Origin of the sequence: Streptomyces sp. CB03238 (assembly GCF_002099185.1) — a bacterium.
In the GTDB taxonomy this organism is placed as follows: Bacteria; Actinomycetota; Actinomycetes; order Streptomycetales; family Streptomycetaceae; genus Streptomyces.
The window spans coordinates 175655-192086 of record NZ_NBCN01000002.1; the positions used below are offsets into that span (position 1 = coordinate 175655).

13 protein-coding genes are annotated in these 16432 nt (G+C 72.5%); 7 read left to right on the plus strand and 6 right to left on the minus strand.

The genetic code is table 11. The annotated features are described in order from the left end of the window. Positions 1-73: 73 nt before the first annotated feature. The 5 genes from BKD26_RS03590 to BKD26_RS03615 all read left to right on the plus strand — a co-directional run bounded on the left by BKD26_RS03590 (position 74) and on the right by BKD26_RS03615 (position 5224). The gene (locus BKD26_RS03590) at positions 74-826 is read left to right on the plus strand and encodes a GntR family transcriptional regulator (RefSeq protein WP_084895645.1); all 753 of its coding nucleotides are present in this window, start codon (positions 74-76) and stop codon (positions 824-826) included. Positions 827-1083: 257 nt separating this feature from the next. Next, the gene (locus tag BKD26_RS03595) at positions 1084-1263 is read left to right on the plus strand and encodes a hypothetical protein (RefSeq protein WP_073754082.1); all 180 of its coding nucleotides are present in this window, start codon (positions 1084-1086) and stop codon (positions 1261-1263) included. A 44-nt stretch (positions 1264-1307) separates the two neighbouring features. After that, positions 1308-1721 (plus strand): (deoxy)nucleoside triphosphate pyrophosphohydrolase, encoded by a 414-nt coding sequence (locus BKD26_RS03600; RefSeq protein ID WP_084895647.1) that lies wholly within the window; start codon positions 1308-1310, stop codon positions 1719-1721. A gap of 385 nt (positions 1722-2106) precedes the next feature. Continuing rightward, positions 2107-2535: an ATP-binding protein gene (locus BKD26_RS03610; RefSeq protein WP_084895651.1), complete on the plus strand. Its 429-nt coding sequence runs from the start codon at positions 2107-2109 to the stop codon at positions 2533-2535. 181 nt (positions 2536-2716) lie between these two features. Next, entirely contained in the window at positions 2717-5224 is a 2508-nt protein-coding gene (locus BKD26_RS03615; protein WP_347104252.1) for a SpoIIE family protein phosphatase, read from the plus strand. 17 nt (positions 5225-5241) lie between these two features. Here BKD26_RS03615 and BKD26_RS03620 read toward each other — a convergent pair whose 3' ends face one another. Beyond that, complete coding sequence (locus BKD26_RS03620; protein WP_084895655.1) at positions 5242-5955, minus strand: PspA/IM30 family protein; 714 nt, start codon at positions 5953-5955, stop codon at positions 5242-5244. A 41-nt stretch (positions 5956-5996) separates the two neighbouring features. Beyond that, positions 5997-8144 (minus strand): TPM domain-containing protein, encoded by a 2148-nt coding sequence (locus tag BKD26_RS03625; RefSeq protein ID WP_084895657.1) that lies wholly within the window; start codon positions 8142-8144, stop codon positions 5997-5999. A 144-nt stretch (positions 8145-8288) separates the two neighbouring features. Between BKD26_RS03625 and BKD26_RS03630 the strand changes: the two genes are divergently transcribed. Further along, positions 8289-9320 carry a hypothetical protein gene (locus BKD26_RS03630; protein WP_084896210.1) on the plus strand — a complete coding sequence of 344 codons (1032 nt, stop codon included), beginning with the start codon at positions 8289-8291 and terminating at the stop codon, positions 9318-9320. A gap of 17 nt (positions 9321-9337) precedes the next feature. Here the strand turns inward: BKD26_RS03630 and BKD26_RS03635 are convergent, their stop codons facing one another. The 4 genes from BKD26_RS03635 to BKD26_RS03650 all read right to left on the minus strand — a co-directional run bounded on the left by BKD26_RS03635 (position 9338) and on the right by BKD26_RS03650 (position 13727). Continuing rightward, positions 9338-10108: a succinate dehydrogenase/fumarate reductase iron-sulfur subunit gene (locus tag BKD26_RS03635; protein ID WP_084895659.1), complete on the minus strand. Its 771-nt coding sequence runs from the start codon at positions 10106-10108 to the stop codon at positions 9338-9340. Next, positions 10105-12018 (minus strand): fumarate reductase/succinate dehydrogenase flavoprotein subunit, encoded by a 1914-nt coding sequence (locus tag BKD26_RS03640; RefSeq protein WP_084895662.1) that lies wholly within the window; start codon positions 12016-12018, stop codon positions 10105-10107. Before BKD26_RS03640 ends, BKD26_RS03635 begins: the two co-directional genes overlap by 4 nt. Before the next feature lie 15 nt (positions 12019-12033). Beyond that, entirely contained in the window at positions 12034-12900 is an 867-nt protein-coding gene (locus BKD26_RS03645) for a hypothetical protein (protein ID WP_084895664.1), read from the minus strand. 596 nt (positions 12901-13496) lie between these two features. Continuing rightward, a complete protein-coding gene (locus BKD26_RS03650; protein ID WP_084895666.1) occupies positions 13497-13727 on the minus strand; it encodes a hypothetical protein in 231 nt (76 codons plus the stop codon). A gap of 243 nt (positions 13728-13970) precedes the next feature. Here BKD26_RS03650 and BKD26_RS03655 point away from each other — a divergent pair, with 243 nt between their 5' ends. Beyond that, positions 13971-16307: an ABC transporter family substrate-binding protein gene (locus BKD26_RS03655; protein ID WP_084895668.1), complete on the plus strand. Its 2337-nt coding sequence runs from the start codon at positions 13971-13973 to the stop codon at positions 16305-16307. The last annotated feature ends 125 nt before the right edge of the window (positions 16308-16432 follow it).

Sequence of the window (16432 nt, forward strand, 5' to 3'; positions counted from 1 at the left end):
TTGGCCCATGCTTGCGCTGTACAACGGACGGTTGCCAGGCTGTTGCTGTCTGTCAACCTGATGGGAGTGGCCAGTGACCTTCGGTGAGCAGCCCGCCTATCTGCGCGTTGCGAGCGATCTCCGAGAGAAGATCGCCAACGGCTCGCTCCCTCCTCACACCCGGCTCCCCTCGCAGGCCCGCATCCGGGAGGAGTACGGCGTCTCCGACACCGTCGCCCTGGAGGCCCGCAAGGTGCTGATGGCCGAGGGCCTGGTCGAGGGCCGCTCGGGGTCGGGGACGTACGTACGGGAGCGGCCTGTGCCGCGCCGGATCGCCCGCTCGGGGTACGGGCTGACGGCCGGCGCCAATCCCTTCCGGCAGGAGCAGGCGGCCGAAGGCGCGCGTGGCACGTGGGAGTCCAGCAGCGAGCAGGAACCGGCGAGCGCCGCGATCGCCGAGCGGCTCGGCATCGAGCCGGGCGAGCGGGTGATGCGGACGCGGTACGTCTTCCGGGACGCGGGGGAGCCGATGATGCTCTCCACCTCCTGGGAGCCGCTCGCCGTCACGGGGCGTACGCCGGTGATGCTGCCCGAGGAGGGGCCGCTGGGCGGCTGCGGGGTCGTCGAGCGGATGGCCGCGATCGACGTCGTCGTGGACAACGTGGTGGAGGAGGTCGGCGCGCGGCCCGGGCTGGCGGAGGAGCTGCTGACACTCGGGGGCGTGCCGGGTCATGTGGTGATGGTGGTGGAGCGTACGTATTACGCCTCGGGGCGGGCGGTCGAGACGGCCGACGTCGTCGTGCCGGCCGACCGGTACCGGATCACCTATCACCTTCCGGTGCGGTGACTGTGACTGTGGTTGTGGCTGCAGCTGGGGCTCTGGCCGTGGCTGGTTGACGGGTATTCAGATGCGCGCGGTTCCGCGCAAGGGGGCGCACCCGGCCGGGTGCGCCCCCTTTCCGCACCTGATTCCTGGCCGGATGCGTATCTCTTTGTAAAAAGACGTATCCGCTCAGTAAAGGTCAGGCGTAAGCTCAGGCATATGCGGATTGCGGTTTCGTGGGGATGCTTAGAAGCGTGCAGGCCGGCGGAGGGTGAGGCGTGATGAGTGAGAGTGGCGCGGTCCTTCCCTGGCTGGTGATCCGGCAGGACGACAACGGCAACCACTATCGGGTGGGCAGGTACGCGACCAGGGACGAGGCGCAGAAGATCGCCGACAGCCTCGATACCCGCGGACACAAGCAGCTCTACTGGGTGGAGCGCGTCGGTCAGCCCGCGAGCTGACCGCGGGCGGGGGCGCCGGCCTGCCGCGGGTTACGCTCCGGCGCATGACAGATCGTGTGGTGGTGGCCGGGGCCGTCGTCGACCAGGGGCGGCTGCTGGCTGCACGCCGTAGCGCCCCTCCGGAGCTGGCCGGCCGCTGGGAGCTGCCCGGCGGCAAGCTGGAGCCGGGCGAGAGCGCGCAGCAGGCGCTCGTGCGCGAGCTGCGCGAGGAGCTGGGCGTGGAGGCGGAGCCGGGCGAACGGATCCCCGGCGAATGGCCGCTGGCACCCGGTTACGTACTCCAGGTGTGGACGGCTCGGCTTGTCTCCGGCGAGCCGCGCCCGTTGGAGGACCACGACGAGCTGCGCTGGCTGTTCCGGTACGAACTGGACACTGTCGACTGGCTGGATCAGGACCGTCCCGCCGTGGCCGAGGTCGCGCGCCGACTGCCCACCGGGACGGCCGCCGACCCGGCCTGACGCCCGCCCACGCCCGGCCGTGCCCCCAGCGGGCCCCGCCGACCCGGTGTGACGTGTGCCGTGGCGGCCCCGCCCCGGGCCGGCGGCGCCGACCCGGTGTGACGTCTGCCGTGGCGGCCGGCCGCAGTCGCCTGACGCCCCGTGGGGATCGCGGCCCGAAGGCGGGGCGGTGTGCGCCGGTGCCGGGCCGGCGCCCGGCCGCGCGGGACCGTTCGGGGGCGCGCCGACGCGCGCGGGTGGACGGCCCTCGGTGCGGAGTGCGCGGCCGTGGTGTACGCCGTTCGTGCCACGATGCGCCCACCGTGGCGATAGCCCGCCCCCAATATCGGGTATGTGCTGATTAACCCACCGAAATTGGACGTGGGTCTGCTGCTCGGTCTGGGAAGTGGTCGGCGTGATCGACACCGAAGGCGAGTGCGCCGAGTGGACCTTTCCGGCTGAACTCGACGCCGTACGCGCCGCCCGCCATGCGGTCCGCGACACGCTGCGCGCGTGGCGCCTGGACATGGCGATCGGCGATGTGACGGTGCTGCTGGTGAGCGAGCTGGTGACCAATTCGCTGCGGTACGCCTCGGGTCCGATCGGAGTCCGGCTGATCCGGCTCCACCCCGATGAGGAACCCTTCCCGTCCCACCCGGCGCTGCTCGTCGAGGTCTCCGATCCGCTTCCGGATCCGCCCCTGGAACGGGTCGCGGGCCCGGACGACGAGGGCGGCAGGGGGCTGCAACTCGTCGCTTGCACCGCCCGCCGCTGGGGGACCCGAAAGGGCAGGTCGGGCAAGACGGTGTGGTTCGAGCTGGCCCTGCCTGGTTAGAAGACTGAAGGGACAACGATCACCTTCGGGCTCGGCTCAAAACGAACGAGACCACCCTGTGATCGTGAACGTCGTGCCGCCGGGGGCCGTAGTGCTGAATACTGCGGGAATGGCCGGTCCGGTGCGGTGAGCTGGAGGGGACGGTCGCGTGAGCGAGATACCTGAGACGGCGAACAGCGTCATGTGGCAGAGCAGTCCGCCTGGCTCGATCTATGACTACATCAGAGTCGCGTCCTTCTCGATCGGCCCCGACGGGCTGGTCGACCAGTGGAGCCTGCGCGCCGCAGACCTGTTCGGCATCACCGCCGAGGAGGTCAGGGGCAAGGATCCGGTCGAGGCGTTCATGCCGGCCGAGCTGCGGCCGCGCGGCCACCGCAAGGTCTCCGAGATCCTCGACGGCAAGGAGTGGACGGGCCTGGTGCCCTTCCGGATGCCGGGGGAGCGGCGGGCGCGCGGCATCGCCGAGGTCTATGTGATGCCGAGCGAGACCGAGCGCGGCGAGAAGGCGGCGCTCTGCATCGTCGTCGATGTCCGCGCACTGCGCCGGATAGAGACCGATCTTGCAGCCTCGCAGGCCATTTTCGGCCAATCGCCCTTCGGTTTCCTCCTGTTCGGTACGGACCTCACGGTCAAGCGCGCCAACCAGCGCTTCGCGACCGTCTTCGGCGGCTCCGCAGACGACCACCGCGGACGCACCGTCCACGACTACCTCACCCGCCCCGAGGCCGAGCGGATGACCGCCGCGCTGCAGCGGGTGCTGGAAACCGGCGAGTCCGTCACTGACCTGTCGATCACCGGCGCGGTGCCGGGCAGCACCGAACGCCGGCACTGGTCGATCAACCTCTACCGCGTGCACAGCGGATCCGGCCGCCCCATCGGCGTCGCCGGACTCGGCACCGACGTCACCCGCCGCCAGATCGCCGCCCGCGAGGCGGCCAGCGCCCGCCGCAACCTGGCCCTCCTCAACGACGCGGGCGCCCGCATCGGCAACTCCCTCGACCTGGAGACCACCGCCCGCGAACTCCTCGACGTCGCCGTGCCCGGCTTCTGCGACCTCGCCTCCGTCGACCTCTACCAAGGGCTGCTCAGCGGTGACGAGGCACCACCGGGAAGGGCGGACGGCGCCAGCGCCGAACTGCGCCGGGTCGCCTTCGCCAGCGCCGTCTCCGACGCCCCGCTCGTGAGCGCCGGGTCCACGCCCGGATGCTGCGAGACCGCGCCCATAGACGTCGGCGCCATCCACCGCTACCCGTTCAACTCGCCCTGCGCGGGCGCCCTGCGCACCGGGCGGCTGCGTGACATGCCCGGCGTCGACGGCAGCCTCGTGCAGTCCACCCTCGTCGTGCCGATGGTCGCGCACGACACCGTCGTCGGACTGGCGCAGTTCTCCCGCACCAAGGGCAGCGAGCCCTTCGGCGAGCGGGACCGGGCGCTCGCCGTCGAGCTGGCCGCCCGCGCGGCGGTCTGCATCGACAACGCGCGCCTCTACCGGCGGGAGCACGAGCGGGCCCTGATCCTCCAGCGCAGCCTCCTCCCGCCCGGCGACCCCGAGGCCGCCGGCCTGGACATCGCCTGCCGCTACCTGCCCGGCAACACCGCCACCGAGGTGGGCGGCGACTGGTTCGACGTCATCCAGCTGCCCGGGCACCGCACCGCCCTGGTCGTCGGCGACGTCATGGGGCGCGGGCTGCGGGCCGCCGTCGCCATGGGCGAACTGCGCACCGCCGTACGCACCCTGGCCCAGCTCGACCTGGAACCGGCCGAGGTCCTCTCCCACCTCGACGAGATCGCCCGAGGCCTCGGCACCCCCACCGGAGGCGGGCAGGCCTCGCGGGTCACCACCAAGGCGCGCGGCCCGGAGCTGTCCGAGGTCTACCTCGCGACCTGCGTCTACGCCGTGTACGACTCCGTCACCCGCCGCTGCACATTCGCCAACGCCGGTCATCTGCCGCCGGTGCTCGTCGAACCCGGCGAGGCGGCACTGCTGCTCGACGTACCGCCCGGGATGCCGCTGGGCGTCGGTGGTGAACCCTTCGAGGAGGTGGAGGTCGAACTCCCCGAGGGCGCGCTGCTCGCCCTGTACACGGACGGGCTCGTCGAGTCCCGCGACCACCCCCTCGACGAGGGCATGCAGGCCTTCCGCAGCGCGCTCACCGACCCCGGCCGGCCGCTGGAGGACGTCTGCGACCACGTCCTGAACACCCTCGACACCCGGCACGGCGAGGACGACATCGCCCTGCTGATGGCCCGCATCCAGGGGCTGCCCGCCGAGGCCGTCGGCGACTGGCGGCTGCCCCGCGAGCCCCGCTCGGTCGGGCGCGCCCGGGAGCTGGCCCGCGCACAGCTGACCGCCTGGGACCTCGAACCGCTCGTGGACACCGTCGAGCTGCTCGTCAGCGAACTCGTCACCAACGCGCTGCGCTACGGCGAGGGCGAGATACGGCTGCGCCTGCTGCGCGACCGCACCCTCGTCTGCGAGGTGTGGGACGCGGGCCTGGTCCAGCCCCGGCGGCGCCGGGCCCGCGACACCGACGAGGGCGGCCGCGGCCTGCAGCTGGTCGGCCTGCTCAGCGCGGGCTGGGGCTCCCGCCGCACACCGCGCGGCAAGACCGTCTGGTTCGAACTGCCCCTCCCGGACGGTGACACCACGACGGAACCGACGGTCGACCAGCTGCTGAGCATGTTCTGAGGCCCGGCGGCCGGAGGTCAGGCGGCCGCCTTCAGGGCCGCCAGCCGGGCCTCGATCTCCGCGCGGTCGCCGAGGCCCTCCAGCTGCTCGAACTGCGCGTCCAGCGAGGACGCGGCCAGCTCCTGCTTGCCCAGGGCCTTGGCCTCCTCCCGCCGTACCTTGTCCTCGAAGCGGCTCAGCTCGCTCGTCGGGTCCAGCAGGTCGATGCTCCTGACCGCGTCCATCATGCGGTTCTGCGCCCGGGCCGACGCGGCGCGGGCCACCAGCTCGTCGCGCTTCGCCCGCAACTGGGTCAGCTTCGCCCTCATCTCCTCCAGGCCGGCCTTGAGGGTGTCCACCACCTCCCGCTGGGAGGCGATGGTTGGCTCGGCGGTCCTCGCCTCCTTCTCCGACTGGAGCTGCCGCCCCAGCGCCACCTTGGCCAGGTTGTCGAACTTGTCCGCCAGGGCCGGCCGGTCCGACGCGCGCAGCTCGTCCGCCTTCCTGCTGGCCGCCCGGGCCTTCTCGCCCCACTCCCGGGCCGCGTCCACGTCCTCCTGGTGGTCCTGCTCCAGCAGGCGCAGATTGCCGATGGTGGACGCCACCGCCTGCTCGGCCTCGGTGATGTTGGCGGTGTAGTCGCGGATGAGCTGGTCCAGCATCAGCCGCGGGTCCTCGGCCTGGTCCAGCAGCGCGTTGACATTGGCCTTCGCCAGTTGGGCGACCCGGCCGAGGACGGTCTGCTTGGTCATGGCACTTCTCCTTGTACGTCCGATGAAAGGGAGGAGTCGGGTCAGAACCGGCCGCCACCGCCCAGCCGGCCACGCGTGCCCCCGCCGCCGAAGCGGCCCGGCCCGCCGCCTCCGCCCGAACCCCCGCCGAAGCCCCCGCCGAATCCGCCACCGAAGCCCCCGCCGTATCCGCCCGCATGTCCCCCGCCTCCCCGTCCACCGCCGCCGAACAGTCCGCCGAGGAGGATCCCGCCGAGCACCGCACCGCCGAGCCCGCCGCCACCTCCTGCCTCTGATACACCGCCCGGCCCGATCGCGTTCCCATACCCGCCCACGTCCTGCTCGGCCAGGCTCTGCGCCTGCCGGGCCAGCACGTCGGCCTGCCGCGCCTCGGCCAGGGCGCCCTGCGCGTCACCCGCGCCGCCCCCGCCGCCCGCTGTGCCGCCGCCCTCCGCCAGCTCGTGCGCCCGCTCCAGCCGGCGCTGCGCCTCCGCCAGCCGGGTACGGGCCTGGGCGCCCACCGCCCCGCGGTGCGTCGTGATGTAGTCCGCCGCCGCCTCGACGGTGGAACCCGCCGTCAACATCACCTGGTCGAGGAGCGCGCGTGCCCGCCGCGCGCCCTGTTCGCGCTCCCGCGCGCCCGCCAGGGCCTCCTCCAGCGCGGCGTCCGCCTCCTCGACCCGCCGCAGCGCGTCGATCGGGTCGTACCGCCCGCCCTCCACCGCGCTCCGTACGTCCGCGACGACAGACTCGGCGCGGGCGATCCGGCCCCGCAGGCCGGCCGTCGGCACCCCTTCCGCCGTCCCCTCCACCAGCCCGCCGGCATCGGCGAGGTCCGCCTCCGTGTCGGCGAGGGCGGTCGGCAGCCGGCCCGCGGCCTCCGCCAGTTCCCTCGCGCGCCGGTCCACGGCGTCGACGAGCCGCACCGCCTGGTCGAGAGCGCCCTCGGCGGCCCTCACATGAACCGCCGCCGTGGCGTTGTCGTCCCCCTCCACCGCCTCCCGCGCCCGCTCCAGGTTGGCCGAGGCGAACAGGAGGCGGTCCCTGGCCTGCCCGGCACCGCCCGCCACCGGCGCGGCCGCCGACTCCGCGTACCGCTCACGCATCGCGACGAGCGCCGCTTCCGCCAAGTCCGCCCGGCCGCTCACGTCACGGAACGCCGACTCCGCCGCGGCCAGGGCCTCCGGCGCCGTACGCTCCAGGGCACGCAACCGGTCGAACGCCTCCGCCTCCGCGTCCAGCCGCCGGTCGGCCTCCCCGCAACGCGCGACGATCTCCTCCAGCATCCGGCGGCGGGACGCCTCGTCCTCGGGGTAGGCGTCGTCGAGCTCCTGGCGCAGCCGGAAGGCCGCCGTCAGTTCGCCCTTGGCGTACGCCACCGCCTCGGTGAAGGGTTTCGCCGCCTCCTCCCCGAACTGCGCCACAGCGAAGCCGAGTTCCTCCTCGCTCGTCCGCACGGCGTCGTCCGTGTCGACGAGCACCTGCTTGGCGCGGGCGTCCAGCTCGTCCACGGAAGGCCCGGCCATGCCCCACCGCGGCTCGCCGTGCGGCGTGGTCCGCGTCGCGGCCCGCCGGCGCCGCTTGGTGTACGTGTACGCCGCCACCGCGCCGGCCCCGACGACCAGCACCACCGGAAGGATCAGATCGGCGCCCGGACTCCCCTCGCCCCCCGGGTCCGCCGGCCCCGGCGTGATGGCGGGAGCGGGCACCGGCCGCCCGGCGAGTACGGCCTCGTACCCACGGGCGGCACCGACCGCCGCCCCCGCCCAGTCGTTCTGTCGCAGCGCCGGTTCGACGGCCGTCCGCGCGACCTCGTCCAGCCCTGCCCGGGTGAGGCCGGAACCGGGATCGGCGGAGTAGGCGTACCGCCGGTCGTGCGTCGCGACGGCGAGCAGCACGTCGTCGGCCCCGAGCCCGTTCCTGACCGCGGTGGTGTCGGCCCAGTCCTGCGCCGAGCGCCCGGAGAAGTCGCGCACGTACACGACGAAGAGCTGGACGCGCCGTTCGTCGTAGAGCTGTTCGAGGGCTTGGGCGACCTCGCGCTCGCGGCCTTCCAGGGCGGCGACCTTGTCGGTGATCTGGCCCTGCCGGGACAGGTCGACCGGATCGTCGGCGTGTGCGCCCGGCACGCCGGGCAGGACCAGCCACCACGCCGCCACCAGTGCACCGAGCAGGACAGCGAGGAAGGCCCGGGTGGCTATCCGCGTCACATTCGTGAGGCTATGTCGCTGTTTGTTCGTGCGCGACCCGACGTCGATCGTGACTGTCAGTGATGGCCGCTAGTGTGGTGATCGTTCGGTACTGCTGACGGGGGGCTTGATGTGAACGTGCGGACGACGCGGGCCATGCGGGCGATGCGGACGACGCGGGCCATGCTGGCGAGCCCGAGACTCAGGTGGCCCAAGCGGGTCGCGCTGGCGCTGGTGCTGCTGATCGTGCTTCCCCCGCTCGCCGCCTGGGCGGCGCTGCGGATGAACTACGCGGGGGATCTGCAGGAGGGCACGAAGACACGCGGCAAGGACGCCATCTGGCTCGGGCACGCCTGGGTGGACGGGCGGAAGAAGGACGCCGATCTCGACGCCTTCGCCGCGCGGATAAAGGGGACGGGCATCCGGGACCTGTACGTCCACGCGGGGCCGCTGGAGCACGACGGGACCCTGCCCGCCGCGCGGTATCCCAGGGCGCGGTGGCTGATCGACTCGGTGCACCGCGAGATGCCCGGCATACGGGTACAGGCCTGGCTCGGTGACGTGCTGGCCACCGAGGGGCCGAACGGGCTGCGGCTGGAGCGGGCCGAGTCCAGGGCCGCTGTCGTGCGCTCGACGCGGCAGATCCTGGACGCGGGCTTCGACGGCGTCCACTTCGACCTGGAGCCGCTGCTCTCCGACGACCCTCACTACCTCTCGCTCCTCGACGACCTGGGCGAGGTGACGCGGGCGCGCAAGGCACCGCTGTCGGTCGCCGCCCACCAGATAGACCCGCTGCCCGCGGCCCACGCCGTGAACGGCGCGCTGAGCGGCAGCGAGAAGTGGTGGTCGCAGAAGTTCTTCGGGGAGGTGGCCCGCCGGGTCGACCAGATAGCGGTGATGTCCTACGACACCTGGATGCCGCTGGAGGGCATGTACGGGGGCTATGTCGCCCAGCAGACCTCCCTCGCGCTGGAGGTCACGCCCGAGGACACCGACCTGCTGATGGGCCTGCCGTTCTTCCACGAGGACGACCTGGGCCACCACGAGTCGGCGGAGACCGTCGCGGCCGCGGTCCGCGGCACCAGGCTGGGCCTGGGGCGCACGGACCGCGACCGGGAGGGGTTCGGAGTCGCGCTGTACGTCGACTTCGCCGCGAAGGAGGAGGACTGGGCCGCGTACAAGGCGGGCTGGCACTAGGTCCGGTCCGGGCGGGGTCAGGACCTCCGGCGGGTGATCTTGTTGCCGAGCCAGACCAGGGGGTCGTACTTGCGGTCCACCGCCCGCTCCTTCAGCGGGATCAGCGCATTGTCGGTGATCTTGATCTGCTCCGGGCACACCTCCGTGCAGCACTTGGTGATGTTGCAGTAGCCGAGCCCGTGTTCCTCCTGCGCGGTGCTCTTGCGGTCGAGTCCCGACTCGGCCGCCGCGTCCAGGGGGTGCATGTCCAGCTCGGCGATGCGCATCAGGAAGCGCGGCCCGGCGAAGGCGGCCTTGTTCTCCTCGTGGTCGCGGACCACATGGCACGTGTCCTGGCACAGGAAGCACTCGATGCACTTGCGGAACTCCTGCGGGCGCTCCACGTCGATCTGCTGCATCCGGTACTCGCCCGCTGCCACGCCCGGCGGCGGGACGAAGGACGGAACCTCCCGCGCCTTCTCGTAATTGAACGACACGTCCGTCACCAGGTCGCGGAGGACCGGGAACGCCCGCAGCGGGGTCACCGTGATGACCTCGTCGCGCGAGAACACCGACATCCGCGTCATGCACATCAGCCGGGGCCGGCCGTTGATCTCGGCACTGCACGAACCGCACTTGCCGGCCTTGCAGTTCCAGCGAACCGCCAGGTCCGGCGCCTGGGTGGCCTGGAGCCGGTGGATGATGTCGAGGACGACCTCGCCCTCGTTCACCTCGACGGTGAAGTCCTTCAGACCTCCGCCGTCCGGGTCGCCCCGCCACACCCGGAAGCTCGCGTCATAGCTGGTCACTCGTAGAGCTCCTCTTCGGCGAGGTACTTCACCAGCTCCTCCTTGTCGAACAGGGCGAGCAGGTCGGGACGGATGGGTTCGGTCGTCGTACGTTCGAGGGCGATCTGCCCCTCCGGGGAATCCGGGTCGGCGATGCGGCACAGCAGGTTCACCCGCCGCCACTCGCGCTCCATGGCCGGGCAGTCCTCCCGCGTGTGCCCGCCCCGGGACTCCGTGCGCTCCAGGGCCGCGCGCGCCACGCACTCGCTGACCAGCAGCATGTTCCGCAGGTCCAGCGCCAGGTGCCAGCCGGGATTGAACTGCCGGTGCCCCTCGACACCCGCGCCCTGGGCCCGCAGCCGCAGCTCGGCCAGTGTCCGCAGCGCCTGCTTCATCTCCTCTGCCCGGCGGATGATGCCGACCAGGTCGTTCATGGTCTGCTGCAGCTCCTGGTGCAGGGTGTACGGGTTCTCCGGCCGCGAACCCGCCCCGACGGCACCCTCGCCACTGAAGGGCCGCAGCGCCTCGGCTGCCGCCGCGTGGACCTGGGCGTCGGGCACCTCCGGGCGGGCAGGCAGGCCGCTCGCGTACTGAGCCGCGTACAACCCGGCCCGGCGGCCGAAGACCAGCAGGTCGGACAGGGAGTTCCCGCCGAGCCGGTTGGAGCCGTGCATGCCGCCCGCGACCTCACCGGCCGCGAACAGCCCCGGCACGCCGACCGCCGCGGCCGTCTCCGACTCGACGGCGACGCCGCCCATCACGTAGTGGCAGGTCGGGCCGACCTCCATGGCCTCGGCCGTGATGTCCACGTCCGCCAGCTCCTTGAACTGGTGGTACATCGACGGCAGCCGGCGCCGGATCGTCTCGGCCGGCATGCGCGTGGACACGTCCAGGAAGACCCCGCCGTGCGGCGATCCGCGCCCCGCCTTCACCTCCGAGTTGATCGCGCGGGCGACCTCGTCGCGCGGCAGCAGCTCGGGCGGACGCCGGTTGTTGTCCGGGTCCTCGTACCAGCGGTCGCCCTCCTCCTCCGACTCCGCGTACTTCTCCTTGAAGACGTCGGGGACGTAGTCGAACATGAACCGCTTGCCCTCGGAGTTGCGCAGCACCCCTCCGTCGCCGCGCACCGACTCCGTGACCAGGATGCCCTTCACCGACGGGGGCCAGACCATGCCGGTCGGATGGAACTGCACGAACTCCATGTTCACCAGCGGCGCGCCCGCCAGCAGGGCCAGCGCGTGCCCGTCGCCGGTGTACTCCCACGAGTTGGACGTCACCTTGAAGGACTTGCCGATCCCGCCGGTCGCCAGGACGACCGCCGGCGCCTCCAGCACGAAGAAGCGGCCCGACTCGCGCTCGTAGCAGAAGGTCCCGCCGACCCGGCCGTCGTCGTCCTTGAGGACACGGGTGACGGTGCACTCCTGGAAGACCTTCAGCCGGGCCTCGTAGTCGCCGAAGGCGCGGAAGTCCTCCTGCTGGAGGGACACGATCTTCTGCTGGAGCGTACGGATCAGTTCCAGGCCGGTACGGTCGCCGACGTGGGCCAGGCGCGGGTACTCATGGCCGCCGAAGTTGCGCTGCGAGATCCGCCCGTCCTTCGTCCGGTCGAAGAGGGCGCCCCACGTCTCAAGCTCCCACACCCGGTCCGGCGCCTCGCGCGCGTGCAACTCCGCCATCCGCCACTGGTTGAGGAACTTGCCCCCGCGCATGGTGTCGCGGAAGTGGACCTGCCAGTTGTCCCCGGCGTTGACGTTGCCCATGGAGGCGGCGATGCCGCCCTCGGCCATCACCGTATGGGCCTTGCCGAACAGCGACTTGCAGATCACGGCCGTACGGGCGCCCTGTTCACGCGCCTCGATGGCCGCCCGCAGCCCCGCCCCGCCGGCGCCGACCACGACGACGTCCCACTGCTGCCGTTCCGCTTGACTCATCAGAAGGCACCCTTTCTAGAAGAAGCGCGGATCATCGAAGGCGCCGGTGGCGAGGAGGTACACGTAGAAGTCGGCGAGCGCGACGCTCAGCAGGGAGGCCCAGGCGAGCTGCATGTGGCGGGCGTTCAGCTTGCCGACCCAGCCCCACAGCCGGTAGCGCACCGGGTGCTTGGAGAAGTGCTTGAGGCGTCCGCCGACGATGTGCCGGCAGGAGTGGCAGGAGATCGTGTACGCCCAGATCAGCACGATGTTGACGAGGAAGACCAGCGTCCCGAGGCCCATGTGGCCCCACTCGTACGACGCGTCGCGGAAGGCGAGCACGGTGTCGTAGGTCAGGATCCCGGCGACCGGCAGCGCGGCGTAGAAGAAGTACCGGTGGATGTTCTGCAGGATCAGCGGGAAGCGGGTCTCGCCGGTGTACGTCTTGTGCGGCTCGGCGACCGCGCAGGCCGGGGGCGACGCCCAGAAGCCCCGATAGTAGGCCTTGCGGTAGTAGTAGCAGGTCAGCCGGAAGCCGAGCGGGAAGATCAGGATCAGCAGGGCGGGGGACAGGCCCCACCAGCTGCCGAAGATCTCCCAGTTGGGGCCGTCCTTCATGGGCGCGCAGTTCTCGGCGAGACAGGGCGAGTAGAACGGCGAGACGTAGGGCGCGGCGTAGTAGTCGCTGTTCGCGAAGGCCCGCCAGGTCGAGTAGACGATGAACGCCAGCAGCCCGGCGGCGGTGGCGGCGGGCGCGAGCCACCAGCGGTCGGTACGGAGGTGGGGCGCCGCGATGGTGGCGCGTGCCGGGCTGTGCACGCCGCCGCGGCCGCCGCGGGCGGCGGTGGCGGGGTCGGCGGCGGGGTCGGTGTCGGGTGGTGGTTGTTCGGTGCCAGTGGCCAACGGGGTCTCCTAGGGCGCGGGCCGGTCGTGGCGCGTGCCGGTCGGTGAGGGTGGGTGCCGGTCCGGTGCCGGTGCAGGGCCGGTCAGGGTGCGGGCCGGGAGTGACTTGCTGGGTGCGGTGTGGTGGGTACGGGCCGCGCGCGTGCCGGCCGGTCGGCCGGTGTACGCCCCCGAGGAGACGGGCGGCGCGCCCGAACGGCACCGGTGGCGGGTGGGTCCGGCGGTGGCGCCCGCCTCATGGCACATGGCCCGGTCCGGCCCGGCTCGCGGGAGTACAGGGCGGTACACGGCGGTACGGAGCCGGGCCCGGCGCGGGCTCCGGGGTACGCACCCCGGCACGGCGTGCCCCGGGGCAGCCCCGGCAAGGCCCGCCGGTAAGGCCCGCCCGGCCCGGCGCCCGGCACCCGGCCCTCGGCACGGGACAGTCGCGCCGGACCGGCACGGCCCGGCGCCAAGGCCCCTCGTACCGGCCGCCCGGCCCGCCATGACCCTGGCGTACGGGGCGACCGCGCCGCCGACACGTCGGCCGGACCGCCCGGCGCGGACCTTCCGTACCTCCCGGTCATCCCGCGGCACCGCGCGCGCCACCACCCCCGTCAGGGGGCGCGGCGGTCCCGCGCGCCCAGGCCCTCGTCGTCCGAGTCGGTCCACAGGGAGCTGTCGTACGGCGTGTCCGGGATGGTCACCAGGCCCTCGGGCCGGCCGACCGCCGTGCGGACCGGCTTCTCCTCGCGCCGCTGCGCGAGGTTCCGTTCCAGTTGGATGACCGATCGGGCCAGCTCCTCAAGGCGGCGCTTGACCTCGGTCAGATCGTCTTCGAGAGACATGAATTGCCCTCACTTCCGCGATCGCGGGTGGCAAACACGCGCCTGAGAGTGTCGCGCGTCACATCCCCCATTGTGAAGCCATGCGCGCGGATTCCACTCTTCCGAGGCTTGGGCCGCACGGGTGGTGTTTGCGCGCACTGCCGCCGTGTCGCCGCCACGGGGCCCTGCCGGTCGTTTTCAGTGTATGGGCAATAGGTGTGATCATCTCTAAATTCCACAAAACAGGACGAAGAGGTACAAGACATGTCCCACGTCGGCGCCCCTCGGGGGAGGACATGCTCCCGGGGCCCCCGTTCCCGCACGCTCCGGTCCGCCGTCCTCCTCACCACCGGCGTACTCGCCGTCTCCGTACTGAGCGGATGCAGCTCCCCCGACGAGGAGAGCGACGCCAAGGCCGTCCCGCAGGACGTCGCCCCCGCCGCCCGCGACAAGGTCGCCGACGGAGGCACGCTGCGCTGGGCAGTCGACGCGATGCCGGCCACCCTCAACGCCTTCCAGGCGGACGCCGACGCCACCACCACCCGCATCACCCAGGCCGTACTGCCCACCCTCTTCGCCCTCGACGACCGCGGCCGCCCCCAGCGCAACCCCGACTACCTGGAATCCGCCGAGATCGTCGAGCGCGAGCCCAAGCAGGTCGTCCTCTACAAGCTCAACCAGCAGGCGGTGTGGACCGACGGCCGCGAGATCGGCGCCCCCGACTTCGTCGCCCAGTGGCACGCCCTCAGCGGCAAGGACTCCGCCTACTGGACCGCCCGCAACGCCGGCTACGAGCGCATCGAGAAGATCGAGCGCGGCGCCAGCGACCTGGAGGTCCGGGTCACCTTCAACAAGCCGTACGCCGACTGGCGCGCCCTCTTCTCGCCGCTCTACCCCAAGCAGGTCATGGGGACGCCGGCCGCCTTCAACGACGGTGCCCGTACGCAGCTGGCCGCGTCGGCCGGTCCCTTCCAGCTCAAGGGCGTCGACGCCAGGAGCGGTACGGCGACGCTCGTACGCAACCCCCGCTGGTGGGGTCAGCCGGCCAAGCTCGACGCGATCGTGCTGCGTGCCGTCCCGCGCTCCGGCCGCGCCACCGCGCTCGCCGCGGGCCTGCTCGACCTCGCCGAGATCGACCGCGCCACGGCGGACCGGATCGCCCGCGCGGTCAAGGACGCGGACCGCGCCGCCCACGGCGCCGGTACGGACACGGCCCCGTCGGCCGCCGCCAAGGCAGGGCCCCCGCCGGGCGCCGCGAACGCGGCACCCCCGGCGGATCCCGCGCAGGCCCGGCTCCTCCAGGCGGCGCGGCTGAAGAACCAGCAGGCCCTCGCGGCGTACGCGGCCGAGCAGAAGGCGTTGCGCGGCTACGCGGTCCGCAAGTCGCTGGAACCGGCGTACACACAGCTGGCGCTCAACGGCGAGAGCGGCCCGCTCTCCGACGACCGGGTACGCCGGGCGGTGGCCCGCGCGCTGAACCGCCAGGAACTCGCCGAGGCGGTCCTGAAGCCGCTCGGGCTGCCCGCGCAGCCGGTCGGCAGCCACCTCGCGCTCGCCGGGCAGCAGGCGTACGCCGACAGCAGCGGCGCCCTGGGCGGCCAGGACACCGAGGAGGCCCAGGAACTCCTGGCCGACGCGGGCTGGACGCGGGGCGGCGCGCGTAAGCCCGCCGGCCCCAAGGACGGCACGAAGGCGGGCGCCGAGGCGTCCGCCGCGGCGAACAAGCCCGCCGCCGGTGCCACGCCCGCCAGGGACGAGAAGGGCGGGAAGAACGACGTACCGTCCGACGAGGGCCTGTACATCGTCGGCGACGACAAGCCCGCCGAGCCCGCCATCGGCGGCAACGACGGACCGGAGGGTACGCACGTCCTGGCCCCCGCCCCCGCCGCGGCGGCCCAGGGCATCGCCCTCCACCGCCAGGTGCAAGGCCTGAGCACGGAGACCGACACCGACAAGGGCGCGCCCGACCAGCCCAAGGCCCAGGGAGGCGGGGCCCCCGGCGCCTACGCCCCCCGCGGCACCGCCGCCCCGGCCCCGGCGGCCCCCGCCGGCGCGGCGGCCGGTCCGCTCGGCAAGGACGGCGAGTCGCTCACGCTCCGCTTCGTCCTCCCCGCCGGCCCCGATTCCGAGTCCCTGCGGACGGTCGGCGACAAGATCGCCCGGATGCTCGGCCGCATCGGCATCGGCACCGAGATCGTCAAGGTTCCCGACGACAGCTACTTCAAGGACCACATCGCCTCCGGCGACTTCGACCTGGCCCTCTACTCCTGGCCCGCCACCGCCTACCCCGCCACCGACGGGCGGCCGATCTTCGCCAAGCCCCAGCCGGCCGCCGACGGCTCCCTGCTGGTGGAGCAGAATTACACCCGGGTCGGTACGGACCACATCGACCAGCTCTTCGACCAGGCAGCCGCCGAGCTGGACGAGAAGGCGGCCCGTGACCTGGTGAAGCAGGCCGACGCCCGGATCTGGGCCGCGGCCGGTTCCATCCCCCTCTACCAGCGGCCGCAGCTGGTGGCGGCGAGGACGACGGTGGTGAACGCCGGGGCGTTCGGTTTCGCGACCCCCCGCTACGAGAACATCGGCTTCGCGCAGAAGTAGCGGCGCACCCGGCACCAGGCCGCAACCTCAGAATCCGCTCAAGTCGCTTGCCCGTCGGTATCACCGGCGGGCAAGCTCGCGTGCGGACCATGACCCGGGCCCACTCAAGCACCCACCCCCCCAGT

Excerpts from the sequence above, each read along its gene's own strand:
- BKD26_RS03630 (WP_084896210.1), top strand. The coding sequence starts at position 8,289 with ATGCGGACGACGCGGGCCATGCTGGCGAGCCCGAGACTCAGGTGGCCC.
- BKD26_RS03595 (WP_073754082.1), top strand. The coding sequence starts at position 1,084 with ATGAGTGAGAGTGGCGCGGTCCTTCCCTGGCTGGTGATCCGGCAGGAC.
- BKD26_RS03650 (WP_084895666.1), bottom strand. The coding sequence starts at position 13,727 with ATGTCTCTCGAAGACGATCTGACCGAGGTCAAGCGCCGCCTTGAGGAG.
- BKD26_RS03620 (WP_084895655.1), bottom strand. The coding sequence starts at position 5,955 with ATGACCAAGCAGACCGTCCTCGGCCGGGTCGCCCAACTGGCGAAGGCC.
- BKD26_RS03640 (WP_084895662.1), bottom strand. The coding sequence starts at position 12,018 with ATGAGTCAAGCGGAACGGCAGCAGTGGGACGTCGTCGTGGTCGGCGCC.
- BKD26_RS03655 (WP_084895668.1), top strand. The coding sequence starts at position 13,971 with ATGTCCCACGTCGGCGCCCCTCGGGGGAGGACATGCTCCCGGGGCCCC.
- BKD26_RS03600 (WP_084895647.1), top strand. The coding sequence starts at position 1,308 with ATGACAGATCGTGTGGTGGTGGCCGGGGCCGTCGTCGACCAGGGGCGG.
- BKD26_RS03615 (WP_347104252.1), top strand. The coding sequence starts at position 2,717 with ATGTGGCAGAGCAGTCCGCCTGGCTCGATCTATGACTACATCAGAGTC.